Origin of the sequence: Pseudomonas ogarae (genome assembly GCF_014268695.2) — a bacterium.
Lineage (GTDB): Bacteria > Pseudomonadota > Gammaproteobacteria > Pseudomonadales > Pseudomonadaceae > Aquipseudomonas > Aquipseudomonas kilonensis.
Window position 1 is genome coordinate 6,181,110 of sequence record NZ_CP077086.1, and the last position, 18,149, is coordinate 6,199,258.

Consider the following 18,149-nt stretch of genomic DNA (forward strand, 5'->3'; position numbering starts at 1 on the left):
TAGGAAAAGATTAGTTGAGCAATAAGACGTTAGAGACAAGAACGCCGCGAATAATCGCGGCGTTTTCGTAAATCTGAAGAGCAGGATCAGGCGAAGGTATCGATCAACGTACCGAGCATTTCGTCGGACGCCTTGGCCACGTTCACGCCCAGCTGCACTTGAAACTTGCCTTGGGACATTTCGACCATGTTAGCGGCCTGGTCCGACTGTTGGCTGCGATCAACCGAACGCAGGCGATCAACCTGCACTTCGGACGACTGGCTGGTGACCGAACGCTCGATCGTGGTGTTGGCAATCTGGCCGGCCGCCTGATCGACACGGTTCTGCCCTGTCTGAATTGTGCTCAGACCGGCATAGAACGCGGTGTTTCCTGAGATTTCCATGGCAGAGCTCGTCTTCTTGAAGGGTCGACAGTGGCCATTGAATCAGAAGCCCCGGGAAAAGACCCGACAAAAACACTAATGGCACAGTGCCGCGTCATAGGCAAAACCTTGTTGAGGTCTCAGTCCAGCAAATCCAACTGCAGGTGTTCGGCCACGGCTTCGGCCGTCACGCTCTGGATCCGCGCCACTCTGCCCAGACAGGGCGCTGGAAGTCGCTCGGCCAGGGTTGCCAGGTTTTCTTCCAGGCGCGAGGTGGCCGGGTCAATAATGTTCGCTACCCAACCGGCAAGCTGCAAACCGTCACGGGCAATCGCCTCGGCGGTCAACAATGCATGGCTGATGCAGCCCAGGCGCACGCCCACCACCAGGATCACCGGCAAGCCCAGCGCTATCGCCAGGTCGGAAAGATTGTCCTGGCCGGTCAGCGGCACGCGCCAACCGCCCGCACCTTCGATCAAGGTGAAGTCGGCGCCCAGCGCCAGCACTTCGCGCATCGGGCCTAGCAACGACTGCACCGTCAACGCGACGCCCGCCTCCCGGGCGGCCAGGTGCGGCGCTATTGCCGGCTCGAACGCTACCGGATTGACCTGTGCATAAGTCAACGGTATCGAGCATTCGGCCAGCAGTGCCAAGGCATCGGCGTTGCGCAGGCCCTTTGGCGTCACGTCGCAGCCAGAGGCCACAGGTTTTCCAGCAGCCGTGCTCATGCCAGCCTGCCGCGCAGCATGCAGCAGGCCTGCCGCGACGGTGGTCTTGCCTACATCGGTGTCGGTGCCGGTGATGAAATAAGCCTGGCTCATAGCGGTTTCTCCAAAACGGCGTAGACCACCTGGTAAGTCGCCGGCAGTCCCTGCGCCTGACGAAACTGCTCATAGGCTTCAACCAGCGCCAGGATCCGCGCCCTGCCGGTCAAGCCGCCGGGGCGACCGGGGTTCAGATTGTGGGCGCCCAAGGCTTTCAATTCGTGAGTCAGACTGCGCACATCGGAGTAATGCAACACATGGGGACGGTTTTCAAGACTGACGATATTCAGTCCACTGTCCGCGCAAAGGTGTTGATACGTCTCGAACCCACGGAAACGGTTGACGTGCACCAAGCCATCCACCTGACGCCAACTGTCGCGTAATTCGTACAAAGTGCCTACGCAGAGGCTGGTGAAGGCAAACACCCCACCCGGTTTCAACACACGATGGGCCTCGCTCAGCACCGAGGCAAAATCGGCACACCACTGCACCGCCAGGCTGGAGAACACCAGGTCACAGCTCGCCGCTTGCAAAGGCAGCCGCTCAGCGTCACCAGCGACGAAATACAAGGCGCCACCTTGGGGACGCGCATGGTTGAGCATGCCTTCGGCGATATCCAGTGCCAATCCGTTTGTCTCACCGAAACGCGCGCCCAGCGCCCGAGTGAAATAACCGGTGCCGCAGCCCAGGTCCAACCAACGTTGCGGCATGAATGAGGACGGCAAGCGACCGAGCAATTGCTGGCCCACGTCGCGTTGCAGTTCGGCCACGCTGTCGTAACTGGTCGCTGCACGGGAAAACGAAGCCGCTACCTGGCGCTTGTCAGGCAAGGCACCGGGCAATGGGGGAAGAGACAAATCAGTCATCACCGGACTCATGCAAAAAAGCCTGGATCGCCGCCGCTACACCGTGCGGGTCTTCCAGAAGGAATCCGTGGCCGGCCTGTTCGATCAGACCGATTTCGACATCCGGCAGCAAGACCAGCAAATCACCCGCGGCTTCGGCAGGCACCAGGGCGTCGAGGCCGGCAAACAGATGCAGTTGCGGGCCGCGAAAGCTCTGCAACGCGGCGCGTGTGTCCAGTTGCGCCAGTACTTCAAGCCCAGCCATCAAGACCTCCGGCGATGTACTCGGTGCCCCGGCCAATAACAACCGCGACAACCCGCGCGGATCGCTGCAGCCCTGGGCACACAGCAAGCTGAAGCGCTTGAGGGTCTGGCGCGGGTCGGCCGCACAACCGGCGAGAAAACCATCGAAGGTTTCTCCGTCCATCGCGCTCGGCCATTGCTCGTGGGCGACAAAGGACGGATTGCTCGCCAGGGTCAGCAGGCCGCAGCAGCGCTCGCCCCGACGCGCCGCCAGCGCCGAGGCCAGCATGCCGCCCAGGGACCAACCGCCCAGCCAGGCGTCCTGGGGCACGGTGGCGTCCAGTTCTTCGAGCCATTCATCGGGGTCGTTCGATAGCAGCGCCGGCAACGGTTCGATTTCCACGCGCAGGTGTTCGTCGAGCCCTTGCAACGCCGCCGCCAGCGGTTCCAGCGGTGAAACGCCCAAGCCCCAGCCTGGCAGCAATATCAGTCGATCACGCATCGCTTGGCTCCGGTCCCAACAGGGCAAAACACTCGGCCAGTGCATTCAACAATAGCTGCACCTGGGCCTCGCTGTGGGCGGCGGTCAGGGTCACGCGCAAACGGGCGCTGCCGGCCGGTACGGTAGGTGGGCGGATCGCGGTAACCATCAGCCCGCGCTCACGCAGCATTTGCGACAAACGCATGGCTCGTCCCGCATCGCCAATCAGGATCGGCTGGATCGGCGTGAAGCTGTCCATCAATTGCAGGCCGATCTGCTCGGCGCCCTGGCGGAACTGACGAATCAGCACCTGCAAGTGCTCGCGTCGCCAATGCTCGCTGCGCAGCAGCTCAAGGCTCTTGAGCGTGGCGCAAGCCAGGGCCGGCGGTTGGCTGGTGGTGTAGATGTAGGGGCGAGCGAACTGGATCAGGCTTTCGATCAGCTCTTCACTGCCGGCGACAAAAGCCCCGGCGGTACCAAAGGCCTTGCCCAGGGTGCCCACCAGCACTGGCACATCATCCTGGCTCAAGCCAAAATGCTCGACGATACCGCCGCCATTGGCCCCGAGCGGGCCGAAGCCGTGGGCATCGTCGACCATCAGCCAGGCGCCCTTGGCCTTGGCTTCACGGGCCAGGGCCGGCAGGTCGGCAATGTCGCCGTCCATGCTGAATACGCCGTCGGTGACCACCAGGGTATTGCCGGTGGCTTTCTCCAGGCGGCTGGCCAAACTCTGGGCATCGTTGTGCAGGTAACGATTGAAACGCGCACCGGACAATAGCCCGGCGTCGAGCAGCGAGGCATGATTGAGCCGGTCTTCCAGCACCGTGTCGCCCTGCCCCACCAGCGCCGTGACGGCGCCGAGGTTGGCCATGTAGCCGGTGGTAAACAGCAACGCCCGTGGGCGGCCGGTCAGGTCGGCCAAGGCTTCTTCCAAGGCGTGATGAGGGCTGCTGTGGCCGATCACCAAATGGGAGGCGCCTCCCCCGACACCCCAACGGAGCGCCCCGGCGCGCCAGGCTTCGATCACTTGCGGGTGATTGGCCAGGCCCAGGTAATCGTTGTTGCAGAACGCCAGCAACGGCTGGCCGTCCACCACCACTTCCGGGCCCTGCGGGCTTTCGAGCAGCGGGCGCTGGCGATAGAGGTTGTCGGCACGACGGGCAGCCAGGCGTGCGGCGAGATCGAAGGGCATGCAGGCCTCAACTGTTTAAAGACTGGCCAAAGCCTCTTGTGGGAGCGAGCTTGCTCGCGATAGCGGTGTGCCAGTCGACATAAATGTTGAATGTTCCATCGCCATCGCGAGCAAGCTCGCTCCCCCAGGGTCTTGCATTCCAATCAGGGAATCGGTGAGTGATCAAACAGCGGCGTTGTAGAACTGCTCGCTGCTCTTCTGCTCCACCAGCGCCTGTTCAATCGCCGCCTGGTGCACTTCGTCGGCATGTTCTTCGCGGGCTTCAGGCTGGATACCCAGGCGTGCGAACAATTGCATGTCCTTGTCGGCTTGCGGGTTGGCGGTGGTCAACAGCTTGTCGCCGTAGAAAATCGAGTTGGCACCGGCAAAAAATGCCAGGGCCTGCATCTGCTCGTTCATCGCTTCACGGCCGGCGGACAGGCGCACATGGGACTGGGGCATCATGATCCGCGCCACGGCGAGCATGCGGATGAAATCGAACGGATCGATGTCTTCGGCATTCTCCAGCGGCGTGCCTGCGACTTTGACCAGCATGTTGATCGGAACCGATTCCGGGTGCTCCGGCAGGTTCGCCAGTTGGATCAGCAGGTTGGCGCGGTCGTCCAGGGACTCACCCATGCCGAGGATACCGCCGGAGCAGATCTTCATCCCCGAATCACGCACGTAGGCCAGGGTTTGCAGGCGCTCGCTGTAGGTGCGGGTGGTGATGATGCTGCCGTAGAACTCCGGCGAGGTGTCGAGGTTGTGGTTGTAGTAGTCCAGGCCCGCCTGGGCCAGCGCTTCGGTCTGCTCCTGGTCGAGGCGGCCCAGGGTCATGCAGGTTTCCAGGCCCATGGCCTTCACGCCTTTGACCATTTCCAGCACGTAAGGCATGTCCTTGGCCGACGGATGCTTCCAGGCCGCGCCCATGCAGAAACGGGTCGAACCGATGGCCTTGGCCCGTGCCGCCTCTTCGAGGACCTTCTGCACTTCGAGCAATTTCTCTTTATCCAGGCCGGTGTTGTAGTGACCGGACTGCGGACAATATTTGCAATCTTCCGGGCAAGCGCCGGTCTTGATCGACAGCAGCGTGGAAACCTGGACGCGATTGGCGTCGAAGTGCGCGCGGTGCACGGTCTGCGCCTGGAACAGCAAGTCATTGAATGGCTGGACGAAGAGTGCTTTGACTTCGGCCAAAGACCAGTCATGACGCAGGTTGGCAGTGGTGCTGGCGCTCATGGGCATTTCCTTGATTTATGCTTGGCTGGCGCCTGGGGCATGGAATACCCACAGGCGCGACACGGATGTTCGGCATATTTAAGGAAGAGTCATGCGCTGTCAACCACGATACAACGGACCGGTTTACATCTGGTTAAAAAACAAACAATTCTGCCTGTTGTGCGGCGAAAGCACCGACACCCCGCAGCCTATCTGCACCCCCTGTGAAAGCGAGCTGCCCTGGCTCGGTGATCAATGCAGCGTCTGCGCCCTGCCGCTGCCCATGGCTGGACTGCGTTGCGGAGCATGCGCCTCGCGACCGCCGGCCTTCGAACGGGTCCTGGCGCCCTGGGCCTACGACTTCCCGGTGGACAGCCTGATCACCCGTTTCAAGCATCAGGCGAAATGGCCCCTGGGCCGGCTGATGGGCGAACTGCTGGCGCAGTCGCTGCAGCATCATTTCGACGAAGGGCTGGAACGGCCCGACGCACTGGTACCAGTGCCACTGGCGACCCGTCGTTTGCGCCAGCGCGGTTTCAACCAGGCAGCGCTGCTGGCCCGCTGGCTCAGCGGGCCGTTGGCGATCCCTTGCGAAGAGCACCTGCTGCGACGTACCCAGAACACCCCCGCCCAACAGGCTCTCGACGCCAAGTCCCGACGGCGAAACCTGCGCCAGGCCTTTGCCCTGGCGCCCCAGGCTGCGTTGCGCAACCGTCACTTGGCGTTGGTCGACGACGTGCTCACCACGGGCGCCACCGCCCAGGCACTGGCCACCCTGCTGCTCGACGCCGGCGCTGCGCGGGTCGATGTGTACTGCCTGGCTCGCACGCCAAAACCCGGAGAGTCGGCTTGACGGGCCGCGCCCAAGGCGCCAACGTCCGCTCATCGACCTTTGCACGCAGTTTTCCGTCATGTCCTTGCCCACGCTTCTGACCCAACACATCGTTCGGCGACCACAACGCATCGCCCTGTTGCAGCACATCGCCGAACAGGGCTCGATCACCCGCGCCGCCAAGAGCGCGGGCCTGAGCTACAAGGCGGCGTGGGATGCCATCGATGAGTTGAACAATCTGGCGGACCAACCGTTGGTGGAGCGCAGTGTTGGCGGCAAGGGCGGTGGCGGCGCCAAGCTGTCGGAGGAAGGCCAGCGCGTGCTGCGCCTGTATCTGCGCCTGCAAGCGCTGCAGACGCAACTGCTGGAAGCGAGCGAAGACGCTGGCGACCTGGGCCTGCTCAGTCGCCTGATGCTGCGCACCAGCGCTCGCAATCAATTGCATGGCAAGGTCCTGGGCATCGAGGCCCAGGGGCACAACGATCGGGTACGCCTGGAGCTGGCCCGGGGTCTGGTCATCGAAGCCCAGATCACCCACGACAGCACGCTGCGTCTGGAGCTGGATGTCGGCACCGACGTGGTGGCGCTGATCAAGGCCGGCTGGCTGGAGTTGCACCCTGTCGAGCAAGCGCAAAAACCAGGGGTCAATACGCTACGCGGCATGATCGAGCAGGTCGACGTCGCCGAAGACGGTCCCAGCGAAGTGCGCATCGGCCTGCCCAACGGCCAGACATTGTGTGCCCTGGCCGACCCGCTTCAACTGCAAAAGCAGAATCTGGAAGCCGGCTCACCCGTGCAAGTGACGTTTTCTGCGACAAATGTGCTGCTCGGCACACCGCTGTAGCGTGTTGCAACAATAGTTTCATCGACCCGCTTTAAGGTGACTGCCAAAACCAGCAGGGAGCCTGATGATGAGCCTATTAGAAGAAAACCAATCCACCGACCTGGAAAAGATCGTCGGCCTGAGCCGTCGCAGCTTTATCAGCGCCGGAGCCTTGTGCGGCGCGGCGATGTTCCTGGGCGGCAACCTGCTGAGCCGCAGCGTCCTGGCCGCCGCCGTGAGCGAAGGCAACAGCCGGTTGCTGGGCTTCAACAGCATCGCCGCCGCCACGGCTGACACCATCACGTTGCCGCCAGGCTACAAATCCTCGGTGCTGATCAGTTGGGGCCAGCCGCTGCAGAAAAATGCACCGGCCTTCGACCCCAGTGGTAACGGCACCGCCCGTGCACAGGAAGTGCAGTTCGGCGACAACAACGACGGCATGAGCCTGTTCCCGTTCCCCGGCGACAATAACCGGGCGCTGATGGCGATCAACAACGAGTACACCAACTACCAATACCTGTTCCCTCACGGCGGCCAGCCGCAGTCGGCCGAGGACGTGCGCAAGGCCCAGGCCAGCGAAGGGGTGTCGGTGATCGAGATCCAGCGTCGTCGCGGACAATGGCAGTTCGTCCAGGAGTCGCGCTACAACCGCAGAATCCACGGCAACACACCGATTCGCCTGCGTGGCCCAGCCGCCGGGCACGACCTGCTGAAAACCAGCGCAGACAAGAGTGGCAAGAAAGTGCTGGGGACTTTCCAGAACTGCGCCAACGGCATGACGCCTTGGGGTACTTACCTGACCTGTGAAGAGAACTTCACTGACTGCTTCGGCAGCAGCAAGTCAGACCTGCAGTTCGACGCGGCACAGAAACGCTATGGTGCCACCGTCGCCAGCAGTGAAATCAACTGGCACTTGCACGACCCGCGCTTTGACCTGGCGAAAAACCCCAACGAACTCAATCGCCACGGTTGGGTAGTGGAGATAGACCCGTTCGATCCGCAATCCACTCCGGTAAAACGCACCGCCCTGGGCCGCTTCAAACACGAAAACGCCGCCCTGGCGCAGACCAATGACGGTCGCGCCGTGGTGTACATGGGCGATGATGAACGTGGCGAATTCATCTACAAGTTCGTCAGCCGCGAGCGCATCAATCACCGCAATGCCAAGGCCAATCGCAACCTGCTGGACCATGGCACCTTGTACGTGGCGCGCTTCGATGCCGGCGACGGCAACCCGGACCATCCGAAAGGCGAGGGCCAGTGGATCGAGCTGACCCATGGCAAGAACGGTCTCGACGCAAGCAGCGGGTTTGCCGACCAGGCCGAAGTTCTCATCCATGCACGCCTGGCCGCCAGCGCCGTTGGCGCTACGCGCATGGACCGCCCGGAGTGGATCGTGGTCAGCCCCAAGGATGGGCAGGTCTATTGCACCCTGACCAACAACTCCAAGCGCGGCGACGCCGGCCAACCGGTGGAGGGGCCTAACCCTCGGGCCAAGAACGTCTATGGGCAGATCCTGCGCTGGAAAACCGACCGCGACGATCACGCCTCCAAGACCTTCGCCTGGGACCTGTTCGTGGTCGCCGGCAACCCGACGGTACACGCCGGCACGCCGAAAGCCGGATCGTCCAACATCAACCCGCAGAACATGTTCAACAGTCCCGATGGCCTGGGCTTCGACAAAGGCGGGCGGCTGTGGATACAGACCGACGGCGACTCGAGCAACGCCGGTGACTTTGCCGGCATGGGCAACAACCAGATGCTCTGCGCCGACCCCAACAGCGGTGAAATCCGCCGTTTCATGGTCGGGCCGGTGGGCTGCGAAGTGACCGGAATCAGCTTCTCGCCGGACTACAAGGCTATGTTCGTCGGGATCCAGCATCCCAGCGGTGGCTCGACCTTCCCCGAACACCTGCCCAACGGCAAGCCGCGGTCTTCGGTGATGGTGATTACCCGTGAGGATGGCGGGGTCATCGGCGCCTGACACTTTGTGGCGAGGGAGCTTGCTCCCGCTGGGTTGCGCAGCGACCCCATTATTTGTGGGCGCTTCGCACCCAAGCGGGAGCAAGCTCCCTCGCCACGAAGAGCGATTCAAGTCTCACCGATCAATCCCGACTGCTTTGCGCTACCATGCTGGGCCGGACGCGGCAGCCCTGCCGCTGCGCAGGAGTCAGCATGTCCCATCCGTTTGAAACCCTCACGCCCGACCTGGTGCTCGATGCCGTTGAAAGCATCGGCTTTCTCAGCGACGCCCGCGTGTTGGCCCTCAACAGCTACGAGAACCGCGTCTACCAGGTCGGCATCGAGGACTCCGAGCCGCTGATCGCCAAGTTCTATCGCCCCCAGCGCTGGACCAACGAAGCGATCCTGGAAGAGCACAGCTTTACCTTCGAGCTGGCCGAATACGAAGTGCCCGTGGTCGCGCCGCTGATCCACAACGGCACCAGCCTGCACGAACACGCCGGGTTTCGTTTCACCCTGTTTCCCCGTCGCGGCGGCCGTGCACCGGAGCCGGGCAACCTCGACCAGCTCTATCGCCTGGGACAATTGCTCGGGCGCCTGCATGCAGTCGGCGCGACCCGTCCGTTCGAACATCGTGAAGCCCTGGGCGTGAAAAACTTCGGCCACGATTCGCTGGCCACCGTGCTGGCAAGCGGCTTCGTCCCCCGCAGCCTGCTGCCGGCCTACGAGTCGGTCGCCCGGGACCTGCTCAAGCGCGTCGAAGAGGTTTACGCCGCCACGCCCCACCAGAACATCCGCATGCACGGCGATTGCCACCCTGGCAACATGATGTGCCGCGACGAGGTGTTCCACATCGTCGACCTGGACGACTGTCGCATGGGCCCGGCGGTGCAGGACCTGTGGATGATGCTCGCCGGCGACCGCCAGGAATGCCTGGGGCAATTGTCGGAATTGATGGACGGCTACCGTGAGTTCCACGACTTCGACCCGCGGGAATTGGCGCTGATCGAGCCGCTGCGGGCCCTGCGCCTGATGCACTACAGCGCCTGGCTGGCGCGACGCTGGGACGACCCGGCGTTCCCCCGCAGCTTCCCGTGGTTCGGCAGCGAGCGCTACTGGGGCGACCAGGTGCTGGCGTTGCGCGAGCAATTGGCGGCGCTCAATGAAGAGCCGTTGAAGCTGTTCTGATGTACCGCAGGACCACCCTGTGGGAGCGGGCTTGCTCGCGAAAGCGCTAGGTCTGGCAAAGTTGTGCTGCCAGGCACGCCGCCTTCGCGAGCAAGCCCGCTCCCACAGGGGATCTGCGGTGATTGTGCACAATACTCACAGCACAACCAGACAAATCTCCTTACAATCACTCCTTTGTTAGCTGCCTAAGCAAGGATTCTGCATGCAAGCCGCCAACCCGCGTCGCGGGTACATCCTGGGCCTGAGTGCCTACATCATCTGGGGCCTGTTCCCGATCTACTTCAAGGCCATCGCCAGCGTGCCGTCGGTGGAGATCATCATCCACCGGGTATTGTGGTCGGCCCTGTTCGGCGCGGCGTTGCTGATGGTCTGGAAACACCCGGGCTGGTGGCGCGAACTGCGGGACAACCCACAGCGCCTGGCGATCCTCGCCCTGAGCGGGACGCTGATCGCAGCCAACTGGCTGACCTACGTCTGGGCGGTGAACAACGAGCGTATGCTCGAAGCCAGCCTGGGTTACTACATCAACCCGCTGGTGAACGTATTGCTGGGCATGTTGATCCTCGGCGAGCGCCTGCGCCGCATGCAATGGCTGGCGGTGGGGTTGGCGGCGGTCGGTGTGGCGCAGCAGGTCTGGCAAGTGGGCAGCCTGCCGTGGGTGTCGCTGGTGCTGGCGCTGACCTTCGGTTTCTATGGGTTGATCCGCAAGCAGGCACCGGTCAAGGCGTTGCCGGGGCTGGTAGTGGAAACCTGGATGCTGGTGCCGATCGCCATCGCCTGGTTGCTGTTCAATCCCACGGCCACCAGTGCCCAGGCGGCCTTCTGGACCACCTCCGAAGCCTGGTGGCTGGTAGCGGCCGGCCCCGTGACGCTGGTGCCGTTGGTGTGTTTCAACGCCGCAACACGGCATTTGCCCTACACCACCATCGGTTTTCTCCAGTACATCGCGCCGACGCTGGTGCTGCTGCTCGCTGTGATGCTGTTCGGTGAGCACCTGTCGTCCAGCACACTGGTGGCGTTCCTGTTTATCTGGGCCGGGCTGGCGGTGTACAGCGTCGATGCCGTGATCAGCATGCGTCGGCGCAGCTGATCAAAAAACGTACAAACCTCTACAGGCCACGTCTGGCGTGGCCTGCGCTTATCCTTCCCAAGCTTATCCACAGCGTGATCCCCGTCGTTTGTGCACAAGCCCTTGAAAACTGGTGATTTTTTGATCATCGACCGCTAAGCCCCGGCGAGCCTGGGCTGGAGCCGGGTCTCTACAGGTTATCCACAGGCAGGCGCAGTTTTTCCTTGGATAACCTTCATCACGCTTCGTCGCTGAGCTTGAACTCCACCATCAACTCATCGGCCAGGGTCTCCAGGCGTTCCTGCAACGTCTCCAGCGACAGGGTCAACGGCACCCCCAGGATCGCTTCGGCATGAAACAGCAACTCGCTGCTCATCGGCGCCGGCCGAACATCGGTCACCAAGCGCTCAACGTTCACTCCCTGTTCACTCAACAACCGGGTGATGTCACGCACGATGCCGGGACGATCATTGCCTACCAGTTCCATGGCAATGGGTTTCCAGGTGCAGGCTTCTTCAAGGCCGCCCTCAGCGATCAACACACGAATGCCATGGGCCGAAAGCCCCTGCAAGGCTTCGATCAGTACCTCATGGACCTCGGCCGGGGCGCTGATTCGCAGGATCCCGGCAAACTGCCCGGCCAGGTGCGACATGCGGCTTTCCAGCCAGTTACCGCCATGCTCGGCGATGCAATCGGCAATGCGCTCAACCTGCCCAGGCTTGTCCGGGGCGAAAACAGTAATGACGAGGTGGTCCATGGCGCAGTCCTCTTGTTGTGGAAGGGACAGTATAGGCAGGTGATCGCGAGCAGACTGGGGCCTAAAGATTTATACCTTCCCCCTGTGGGAGCAAAGCTTGCTCGCGATGAAAACAACCCGGTCCTTCTGAAACCACGACACCTGTATCGCGAGCAAGCTTTGCTCCCACAAGAGGACACCAGAGATATCGTGTACAAACCTCAAGATTTATCTGGAACAATCTATCTGTTTTTTGAGAACATCCCGTGTCTCGACGTGACCGTAACACTTTAGTCGGTCGCGTAACGACGCAATTAGTCTAATTTTCACAACTGCAATTGATCATGTAGTATGCCGCAGCGCGCACTACATAATCGCGATACCCCTGTTGTACCGATGCCTGCTTAAGGCCAGTCGCATCCCTGAAAAGCCCCGACAGCAAGGCTTGAGCACCCAGCCGCCAGCGATGGCATGTACTGGTTCCGGGGTTTGTGGTTTAAATGTCCAGAGGCTTCATTGTCAAAATCGAAGAGCTGAAAAGCGAAATAGCTGAGCAGAGTGAGGCAAGCAATGACTGAACACGTTCAAGTCGGTGGCCTGCAGGTCGCCAAAGTCCTGTTCGACTTCGTGAATAACGAAGCCATTCCCGGAACCGGCCTCACCGCCGACGCGTTCTGGGCCGGTGCCGACAAGGTCATCCACGACCTGGCGCCGAAGAACAAAGCCCTACTCGCCAAACGCGATGATTTCCAGGCACGGATCGATGCCTGGCACCAGGCCCGTGCCGGCCAGGCCCACGACGCCGTGGCTTACAAAGCCTTCCTGCAAGACATTGGATACCTGCTGCCAGAAGCGGCGGATTTCCAGGCTACGACCCAAAACGTCGACGATGAAATCGCCCGCATGGCCGGCCCGCAGCTGGTGGTGCCGGTGATGAACGCCCGCTTCGCCCTCAACGCATCGAACGCCCGCTGGGGTTCGCTGTATGACGCGCTGTACGGCACCGACGCCATCAGCGAAGCCGATGGCGCGGAAAAAGGCAAAGGCTACAACAAGGTCCGCGGCGACAAGGTCATCGCCTTCGCCCGTACCTTCCTCGACGAAGCCGCGCCCCTGGCGGCCGGCTCCCATGTCGACTCCACCGCTTACAAAATCGTCGACGGCAAACTGGTGGTCACCCTCAAGGGCGGCAGCAACAGCGGCCTGCGTGACGATGCCCAGTTGATCGGCTTCCAGGGCGACGCCTCGGCACCGACCACCGTGCTGTTGAAACACAACGGCCTGCACTTCGAAATCCAGATCGATGCCAGCACTCCGGTCGGCCAGACCGACGCAGCCGGCGTCAAAGACATCCTGATGGAAGCAGCGCTGACCACCATCATGGACTGCGAAGACTCGGTCGCCGCTGTCGATGCCGATGACAAAGTGGTGATCTACCGCAACTGGCTCGGCCTGATGAAGGGCGATCTGGCTGAAGAAGTCGCCAAAGGCGGCCAGACGTTTACCCGCACCATGAACCCCGACCGTGTCTATACCGCCGTCGACGGTTCGAGCGTGACCCTGCACGGCCGCTCGCTGCTGTTCGTGCGTAACGTCGGCCACCTGATGACCATCGACGCGATCCTGGACCAGCACGGCAACGAAGTGCCAGAAGGCATTCTCGACGGCCTGATCACCAGCCTGGCAGCAATCCACAGCCTCAACGGCAACACCAGCCGTCGCAACAGCCGCACCGGCTCGGTGTACATCGTCAAGCCGAAGATGCACGGCCCGGAAGAAGCCGCGTTCACCAACGAGCTGTTCGGTCGCGTCGAGGACGTGCTGAACCTGCCGCGCAACACCCTCAAGGTCGGGATCATGGACGAGGAGCGCCGTACCACGGTCAACCTCAAGGCCTGCATCAAGGCCGCCGGCGAGCGCGTGGTGTTCATCAACACCGGCTTCCTCGACCGTACGGGCGATGAAATCCACACCTCCATGGAAGCCGGCCCGATGGTGCGCAAGGCCGACATGAAAGCCGAGAAGTGGATCGGCGCGTATGAAAACTGGAACGTCGACATCGGCTTGAGCTCCGGCCTGCAAGGCCGTGCACAAATCGGCAAGGGCATGTGGGCGATGCCGGACCTGATGGCGGCGATGCTCGAACAGAAAATCGCCCATCCAATGGCCGGCGCCAACACCGCGTGGGTTCCCTCGCCGACCGCCGCCGCCCTGCACGCGCTGCATTACCACAAGGTCGACGTGTTCGCCCGCCAGGCCGAACTGGCCAAGCGCGCCCGCGCTTCGGTGGACGACATCCTGACCATCCCGCTGGCCGTCAACCCGAACTGGACACCGGAGCAGATCAAGAACGAACTGGACAACAACGCCCAGGGCATCCTCGGCTACGTGGTGCGCTGGATCGACCAGGGCGTGGGCTGCTCCAAGGTGCCGGACATCAACGACATCGGCCTGATGGAAGACCGTGCGACGCTGCGTATCTCCAGCCAGCACATCGCCAACTGGCTGCGCCACGGCATCGTCACGCAAGACCAGGTGATGGAAAGCCTCAAGCGCATGGCCCCGGTGGTCGACCGCCAGAACGCCAGCGACCCGCTGTACCGGCCGCTGGCTCCGGACTTCGACCGCAACATCGCCTTCCAGGCGGCGGTCGAGCTGGTGATCGAAGGCACGAAGCAGCCCAACGGCTACACCGAACCGGTACTGCACCGTCGTCGTCGCGAGTTCAAGGCAGCCAATGGGTTGTGATTGAGCGGTAGACAGCGGCACAAAAAAAGCCCTGGTCGAAAGATCAGGGCTTTTTCATTGCAAAATCACCAAGCCCTGGCTGATGCTTGAGTCATTGCGGCAAGGGATTTATCTGTGGGAGCAAGGCTTGCCCGCGATGAAGACAGCGCGGTCATTGGTGAACCGAGGCGCCTGCATCGCGGGCAAGCCTTGCTCCCACAGACGATCTTAGAGATCCATCCCCAACTCATGCTTGACCAACCCCAGCAGCTTGTCGGTATCGATCGGCTTGAGCAAAAAGTCCACCACGCTCAGGTGCATGGCTTCAATGGCATCCTTCACGTCGGCATCGCCCGACACGATGATGATCGGCAGCGCCGCCCGCGGAGACTCGCGCACCAGGCGGATCAGCTCCAGGCCATCGACATTGCCCATGCGCAGGTCGGTGATCAACAGGCCGATCGATGGCTTGGTCTCCAGCATCTTGAGTGCCGTTTCGCCACTGGCGGCGGTCATGCAGTGAATCCCGTCCAACGCCAGAATCTCCGACAGCAGCTCACGAGCGTCCTTGTCGTCATCGACGATCAAGACGCGCTGCGGCGGCAAGTCAGGTTCCAGCATGACGGCACTCAGCGCCTCGCGCTCGGCGTCACTCAAAATATCGTGGTCGGACATGGTGCTCTCTACGTTCTTTAAATCGATCCCCTGGCACAGTGGTCAGACATCGTTCTGCGGCGCTTCAATGTGCACTTCGTCGGATTTTTTTCCAAGAACATTTAATGACGATTTTTCTGACACCTAGCGTAGGATTTTTCCGTAAGCCCTCCCCTGTGCAGCGACCTAGACTTACGTCCAATGGGCACCCCGCGCTGAGGGGCCGACCATGAGAGAACGGATCCGACCACAACAATCAAAAAAAGACTGCGTAATGGTTATGAAAAAAGCGGACGCCTTCATCCAGGCAGGGAAAACCGCGGTGTTGCAAAACATCCAGGGGACGCTGCAGTTTCTCCAGCGCTTCCCCCCGTTCAACCAGATGGAAAACGCCCACCTGGCCTATCTGGTTGAGCAATGCCTGCTGCGTTTTTATGCGCCGGGCGACACCATCATCAAGCCGGCCGACGGCCCGGTGGAACACTTCTACATCGTCAAGCAAGGCCGGGTGATAGGCGAACGTCCGCATTCGGCCAAGGGCGGCACCGAAACCACCTTCGAAATCACCACCGGCGAATGTTTCCCCCTCGCCGCGCTACTGGGCGAACGGGCCACGCGCACCGAGCACCGGGCCGGCGAAGACACGTTCTGCCTGCAACTGAACAAACAGGCCTTCATCAAGCTGTTCGCCCTGTCCGGCCCGTTTCGCGACTTCGCCCTGCGTGGGGTCAGCAGCTTGCTCGACCAGGTCAATCAGCAGGTCCAGCAGAAGTCCGCGCAAACCCTGGGCACCCAGTACTCCCTCAACACCCGGCTGGGCGAACTGGCGATGCGCCATCCGGTCAGTTGCAGCCCGGACACACCGCTGCGCGAAGCTGTGAAGCTGATGCACGAACAGCAGGTCGGCAGCATCGTGGTGGTGAATGAGCAGAAAGCCCCGGTGGGAATCTTTACCTTGCGCGACCTGCGGCACGTGGTGGCCGATGGGGACGGGGATTTTTCCCAGGCCATCGTCGGACATATGACCCAGGCCCCGTTTTTTCTCTCGCCGGACCACAGCGCCTTCGACGCGGCCATCGCCATGACCGAACGGCACATCGCCCATGTCTGCCTGGTCAAGGACCATCGCCTGTGTGGCGTAGTGTCGGAGCGCGATCTGTTTTCCCTGCAACGGGTCGACCTGGTGCACCTGGCCCGGACCATTCGCAGCGCCCCCAAGGTGGAAAACCTGGTGGCCCTGCGTGGCGAGATCGGCCAACTGGTGGAGCGCATGCTGGCCCACGGCGCGTCGTCGACCCAGATTACCCACATCATCACCCTGCTCAACGACCACACCGTGAGCCGTGTCATCGAACTGACCCTGGCCGACAAGGGCGACCCGGGGGTGCCGTTCAGTTGGTTGTGTTTCGGCAGTGAAGGCCGGCGCGAGCAAACCCTGCACACCGACCAGGACAACGGCATTTTGTTCGAAGCCCGGGACGCCGCCCACGCCGCGCAGATCCGTGGCCTGCTGCTGCCCATCGCCCAACAGATCAACCAGAGCCTGGCCTTGTGCGGCTTCACCTTGTGCAAAGGCAACATCATGGCCGGCAACCCCGAGCTGTGCCTGTCTCGTGCCGAATGGGCCCGGCGCTTCGCGGCATTCATTCGCGAAGCGACCCCGGAAAACCTGCTGGGTTCGAGCATCTATTTCGACCTGCGGGTGGTCTGGGGCGATGAGCAAGGCTGCGAGCAGCTGCGCCGGCAGATCCTCGACCAAGTGGCCGACAACCGTTTGTTCCAGCGCATGATGGCCGAAAACGCGCTGCGTCACCGCCCACCCGTGGGACGCTTCAGGGATTTCGTACTGAGTCGCAAGAACGGCGAAAAGGCCACCCTCGACCTGAAAGTGCAAGGCCTGACACCCTTCGTCGACGGCGCCCGTCTGCTGGCGCTGGCCAATGGCATCGAAACCAACAACACCCTGGAACGCTTGCGGCAATTGGTCGTCAAGGAAGTGATCGAACCGCTCGATGGCGCCGCCTATGAAGAGGCCTATCACTTCATCCAGCAGACCCGCATGCAGCAGCACCAACTGCAAACCCGCGAGAACCTGCCCTACTCCAACCGCGTCGATCCTGACAGCCTCAACCATCTGGACCGACGCATCCTGCGCGAAGCCCTGCGCCAGGCCCAACGTCTGCAAAGCAGCCTGACGCTGAGGTATCAGTTGTGAGCATTTTTTCCTGGCTGCGCCCAGCCCAACCCATGTTGCCCGAAGAAATACAAAGGCGCCTGGAACACCTTCCAGCGGCGTCAGCCTTGAGTGAATGCGAGCTGCGGAAACAACGCTGGGTCGTGCTGGACCTGGAAACCACCGGCTTGAACCTGAACAAGGACCAGGTGCTGTCCATCGGCGCGGTGGTCATCGAAGACGGCGCCATCGACTTCAGCCAGCAGTTCGAACGCACCCTGCAATGCGATAAGCAAAAACTCGGGCCAAGTGTGTTGATCCATGGCCTGGCACCCAGCGCCATTGCCGCCGGCAGCGACCCGGCCGAGGCGCTGCTGGCGTTCATGGAATTCGTCGGCGACAGCCCGCTGCTGGCCTTTCACGCACCGTTCGATTCGCACATGCTCGGGCGCGCCTTGAAGGACTACCTGGGCTATCGCCTGCAGCATCCGTTCCTCGATGTAGCAGACATGGCCCCGATGCTTTGCCCGCAAGCCCATCTGCGCAAGTCAGGCCTGGACGAGTGGATCGACTGGTTCAAGCTGCAAGTCTTCGACCGCCACAACGCCAGCGCCGACGCCCTGGCCACGGCGGAACTGGCGCTGATCCTGTTCAGCCGCGCCCGCCAGAAACAGATCCACAGCCCGCTTGACCTGCAACAGCGCCTGAGCCACTGGAAACGGCGGCAGCAGGCGCCTTCGCTCTAAATCCTCTGCTCCGAGGGTGGTTTACCTGTGGGAGCAAGGCTCGCCCGCGATGGCATCGCCTGGGACTGACAGTCCTGACCGAGCCGTCTGCATCGCGGGCAAGCCTTGCTCCCACAGACCTACTGGGTCCACAGACTTATTTGGGCCCACAGACC

The 18,149-nt window shown here is 62.0% G+C and carries 16 protein-coding genes; 8 read left to right on the plus strand and 8 right to left on the minus strand.

Annotation, left to right across the window (positions count from 1 at the left end):
• Nucleotides 1–86: 86 nt before the first annotated feature.
• From HU749_RS27385 to bioB, 6 genes are all read right to left on the minus strand, one after another.
• Nucleotides 87–383: a hypothetical protein gene (locus tag HU749_RS27385; RefSeq protein WP_046064533.1), complete on the minus strand. Its 297-nt coding sequence runs from the start codon at nucleotides 381–383 to the stop codon at nucleotides 87–89.
• Nucleotides 384–502: 119 nt separating this feature from the next.
• A complete protein-coding gene (gene bioD / locus HU749_RS27390) occupies nucleotides 503–1,183 on the minus strand; it encodes a dethiobiotin synthase (protein ID WP_186649167.1) in 681 nt (226 codons plus the stop codon).
• Nucleotides 1,180–1,992, minus strand: coding sequence for a malonyl-ACP O-methyltransferase BioC (gene bioC / locus HU749_RS27395; protein WP_046064532.1), 813 nt, complete (start codon nucleotides 1,990–1,992; stop codon nucleotides 1,180–1,182). Before bioC ends, bioD begins: the two co-directional genes overlap by 4 nt.
• Entirely contained in the window at nucleotides 1,985–2,716 is a 732-nt protein-coding gene (locus HU749_RS27400) for an alpha/beta fold hydrolase (protein ID WP_046064531.1), read from the minus strand. The genes bioC and HU749_RS27400 overlap by 8 nt, the downstream gene beginning before the upstream one ends.
• Nucleotides 2,709–3,887: an 8-amino-7-oxononanoate synthase gene (gene bioF / locus HU749_RS27405; protein WP_014340549.1), complete on the minus strand. Its 1,179-nt coding sequence runs from the start codon at nucleotides 3,885–3,887 to the stop codon at nucleotides 2,709–2,711. The genes HU749_RS27400 and bioF overlap by 8 nt, the downstream gene beginning before the upstream one ends.
• Before the next feature lie 162 nt (nucleotides 3,888–4,049).
• Complete coding sequence (gene bioB / locus HU749_RS27410; protein ID WP_014340550.1) at nucleotides 4,050–5,105, minus strand: biotin synthase BioB; 1,056 nt, start codon at nucleotides 5,103–5,105, stop codon at nucleotides 4,050–4,052.
• Nucleotides 5,106–5,196: 91 nt separating this feature from the next.
• Between bioB and HU749_RS27415 the strand changes: the two genes are divergently transcribed.
• The 5 genes from HU749_RS27415 to rarD all read left to right on the plus strand — a co-directional run bounded on the left by HU749_RS27415 (nucleotide 5,197) and on the right by rarD (nucleotide 10,979).
• Nucleotides 5,197–5,937 carry a ComF family protein gene (locus HU749_RS27415; RefSeq protein WP_095974302.1) on the plus strand — a complete coding sequence of 247 codons (741 nt, stop codon included), beginning with the start codon at nucleotides 5,197–5,199 and terminating at the stop codon, nucleotides 5,935–5,937.
• Between the two features lie 58 nt (nucleotides 5,938–5,995).
• Entirely contained in the window at nucleotides 5,996–6,760 is a 765-nt protein-coding gene (locus HU749_RS27420) for a TOBE domain-containing protein (RefSeq protein ID WP_079302894.1), read from the plus strand.
• Between the two features lie 67 nt (nucleotides 6,761–6,827).
• Nucleotides 6,828–8,723, plus strand: a complete 1,896-nt coding sequence (locus HU749_RS27425; RefSeq protein WP_186649170.1) for a PhoX family protein — start codon at nucleotides 6,828–6,830, stop codon at nucleotides 8,721–8,723.
• A 191-nt stretch (nucleotides 8,724–8,914) separates the two neighbouring features.
• On the plus strand, nucleotides 8,915–9,889 hold the full coding sequence (locus HU749_RS27430) for a serine/threonine protein kinase (protein WP_003206247.1): 975 nt from the start codon (nucleotides 8,915–8,917) through the stop codon (nucleotides 9,887–9,889).
• Nucleotides 9,890–10,091: 202 nt separating this feature from the next.
• Nucleotides 10,092–10,979, plus strand: a complete 888-nt coding sequence (gene rarD, locus HU749_RS27435; protein ID WP_014340554.1) for an EamA family transporter RarD — start codon at nucleotides 10,092–10,094, stop codon at nucleotides 10,977–10,979.
• A 217-nt stretch (nucleotides 10,980–11,196) separates the two neighbouring features.
• On the opposite strand, the gene HU749_RS27440 is transcribed toward rarD, so the two are convergent.
• The gene (locus HU749_RS27440; RefSeq protein ID WP_095974303.1) at nucleotides 11,197–11,715 is read right to left on the minus strand and encodes a glycine cleavage system transcriptional repressor; all 519 of its coding nucleotides are present in this window, start codon (nucleotides 11,713–11,715) and stop codon (nucleotides 11,197–11,199) included.
• Between the two features lie 549 nt (nucleotides 11,716–12,264).
• Here HU749_RS27440 and HU749_RS27445 point away from each other — a divergent pair.
• Nucleotides 12,265–14,442: a malate synthase G gene (locus HU749_RS27445; protein ID WP_095974304.1), complete on the plus strand. Its 2,178-nt coding sequence runs from the start codon at nucleotides 12,265–12,267 to the stop codon at nucleotides 14,440–14,442.
• Between the two features lie 207 nt (nucleotides 14,443–14,649).
• Here HU749_RS27445 and HU749_RS27450 read toward each other — a convergent pair whose 3' ends face one another.
• Nucleotides 14,650–15,096 (minus strand): response regulator, encoded by a 447-nt coding sequence (locus tag HU749_RS27450; RefSeq protein ID WP_003206256.1) that lies wholly within the window; start codon nucleotides 15,094–15,096, stop codon nucleotides 14,650–14,652.
• Between the two features lie 253 nt (nucleotides 15,097–15,349).
• Here HU749_RS27450 and HU749_RS27455 point away from each other — a divergent pair, with 253 nt between their 5' ends.
• Nucleotides 15,350–17,290 (plus strand): putative nucleotidyltransferase substrate binding domain-containing protein, encoded by a 1,941-nt coding sequence (locus HU749_RS27455; RefSeq protein WP_095974305.1) that lies wholly within the window; start codon nucleotides 15,350–15,352, stop codon nucleotides 17,288–17,290.
• On the plus strand, nucleotides 17,287–17,994 hold the full coding sequence (locus HU749_RS27460) for a 3'-5' exonuclease (RefSeq protein WP_079302898.1): 708 nt from the start codon (nucleotides 17,287–17,289) through the stop codon (nucleotides 17,992–17,994). The genes HU749_RS27455 and HU749_RS27460 overlap by 4 nt, the downstream gene beginning before the upstream one ends.
• The last annotated feature ends 155 nt before the right edge of the window (nucleotides 17,995–18,149 follow it).

Coding starts and splice junctions, on each gene's coding strand:
- HU749_RS27385 (WP_046064533.1), bottom strand. CDS start 383: ATGGAAATCTCAGGAAACACCGCGTTCTATGCCGGTCTGAGCACAATT.
- bioD (WP_186649167.1), bottom strand. CDS start 1,183: ATGAGCCAGGCTTATTTCATCACCGGCACCGACACCGATGTAGGCAAG.
- bioC (WP_046064532.1), bottom strand. CDS start 1,992: ATGACTGATTTGTCTCTTCCCCCATTGCCCGGTGCCTTGCCTGACAAG.
- HU749_RS27400 (WP_046064531.1), bottom strand. CDS start 2,716: ATGCGTGATCGACTGATATTGCTGCCAGGCTGGGGCTTGGGCGTTTCA.
- bioF (WP_014340549.1), bottom strand. CDS start 3,887: ATGCCCTTCGATCTCGCCGCACGCCTGGCTGCCCGTCGTGCCGACAAC.
- bioB (WP_014340550.1), bottom strand. CDS start 5,105: ATGAGCGCCAGCACCACTGCCAACCTGCGTCATGACTGGTCTTTGGCC.
- HU749_RS27415 (WP_095974302.1), top strand. CDS start 5,197: ATGCGCTGTCAACCACGATACAACGGACCGGTTTACATCTGGTTAAAA.
- HU749_RS27420 (WP_079302894.1), top strand. CDS start 5,996: ATGTCCTTGCCCACGCTTCTGACCCAACACATCGTTCGGCGACCACAA.
- HU749_RS27425 (WP_186649170.1), top strand. CDS start 6,828: ATGAGCCTATTAGAAGAAAACCAATCCACCGACCTGGAAAAGATCGTC.
- HU749_RS27430 (WP_003206247.1), top strand. CDS start 8,915: ATGTCCCATCCGTTTGAAACCCTCACGCCCGACCTGGTGCTCGATGCC.
- rarD (WP_014340554.1), top strand. CDS start 10,092: ATGCAAGCCGCCAACCCGCGTCGCGGGTACATCCTGGGCCTGAGTGCC.
- HU749_RS27440 (WP_095974303.1), bottom strand. CDS start 11,715: ATGGACCACCTCGTCATTACTGTTTTCGCCCCGGACAAGCCTGGGCAG.
- HU749_RS27445 (WP_095974304.1), top strand. CDS start 12,265: ATGACTGAACACGTTCAAGTCGGTGGCCTGCAGGTCGCCAAAGTCCTG.
- HU749_RS27450 (WP_003206256.1), bottom strand. CDS start 15,096: ATGTCCGACCACGATATTTTGAGTGACGCCGAGCGCGAGGCGCTGAGT.
- HU749_RS27455 (WP_095974305.1), top strand. CDS start 15,350: ATGGTTATGAAAAAAGCGGACGCCTTCATCCAGGCAGGGAAAACCGCG.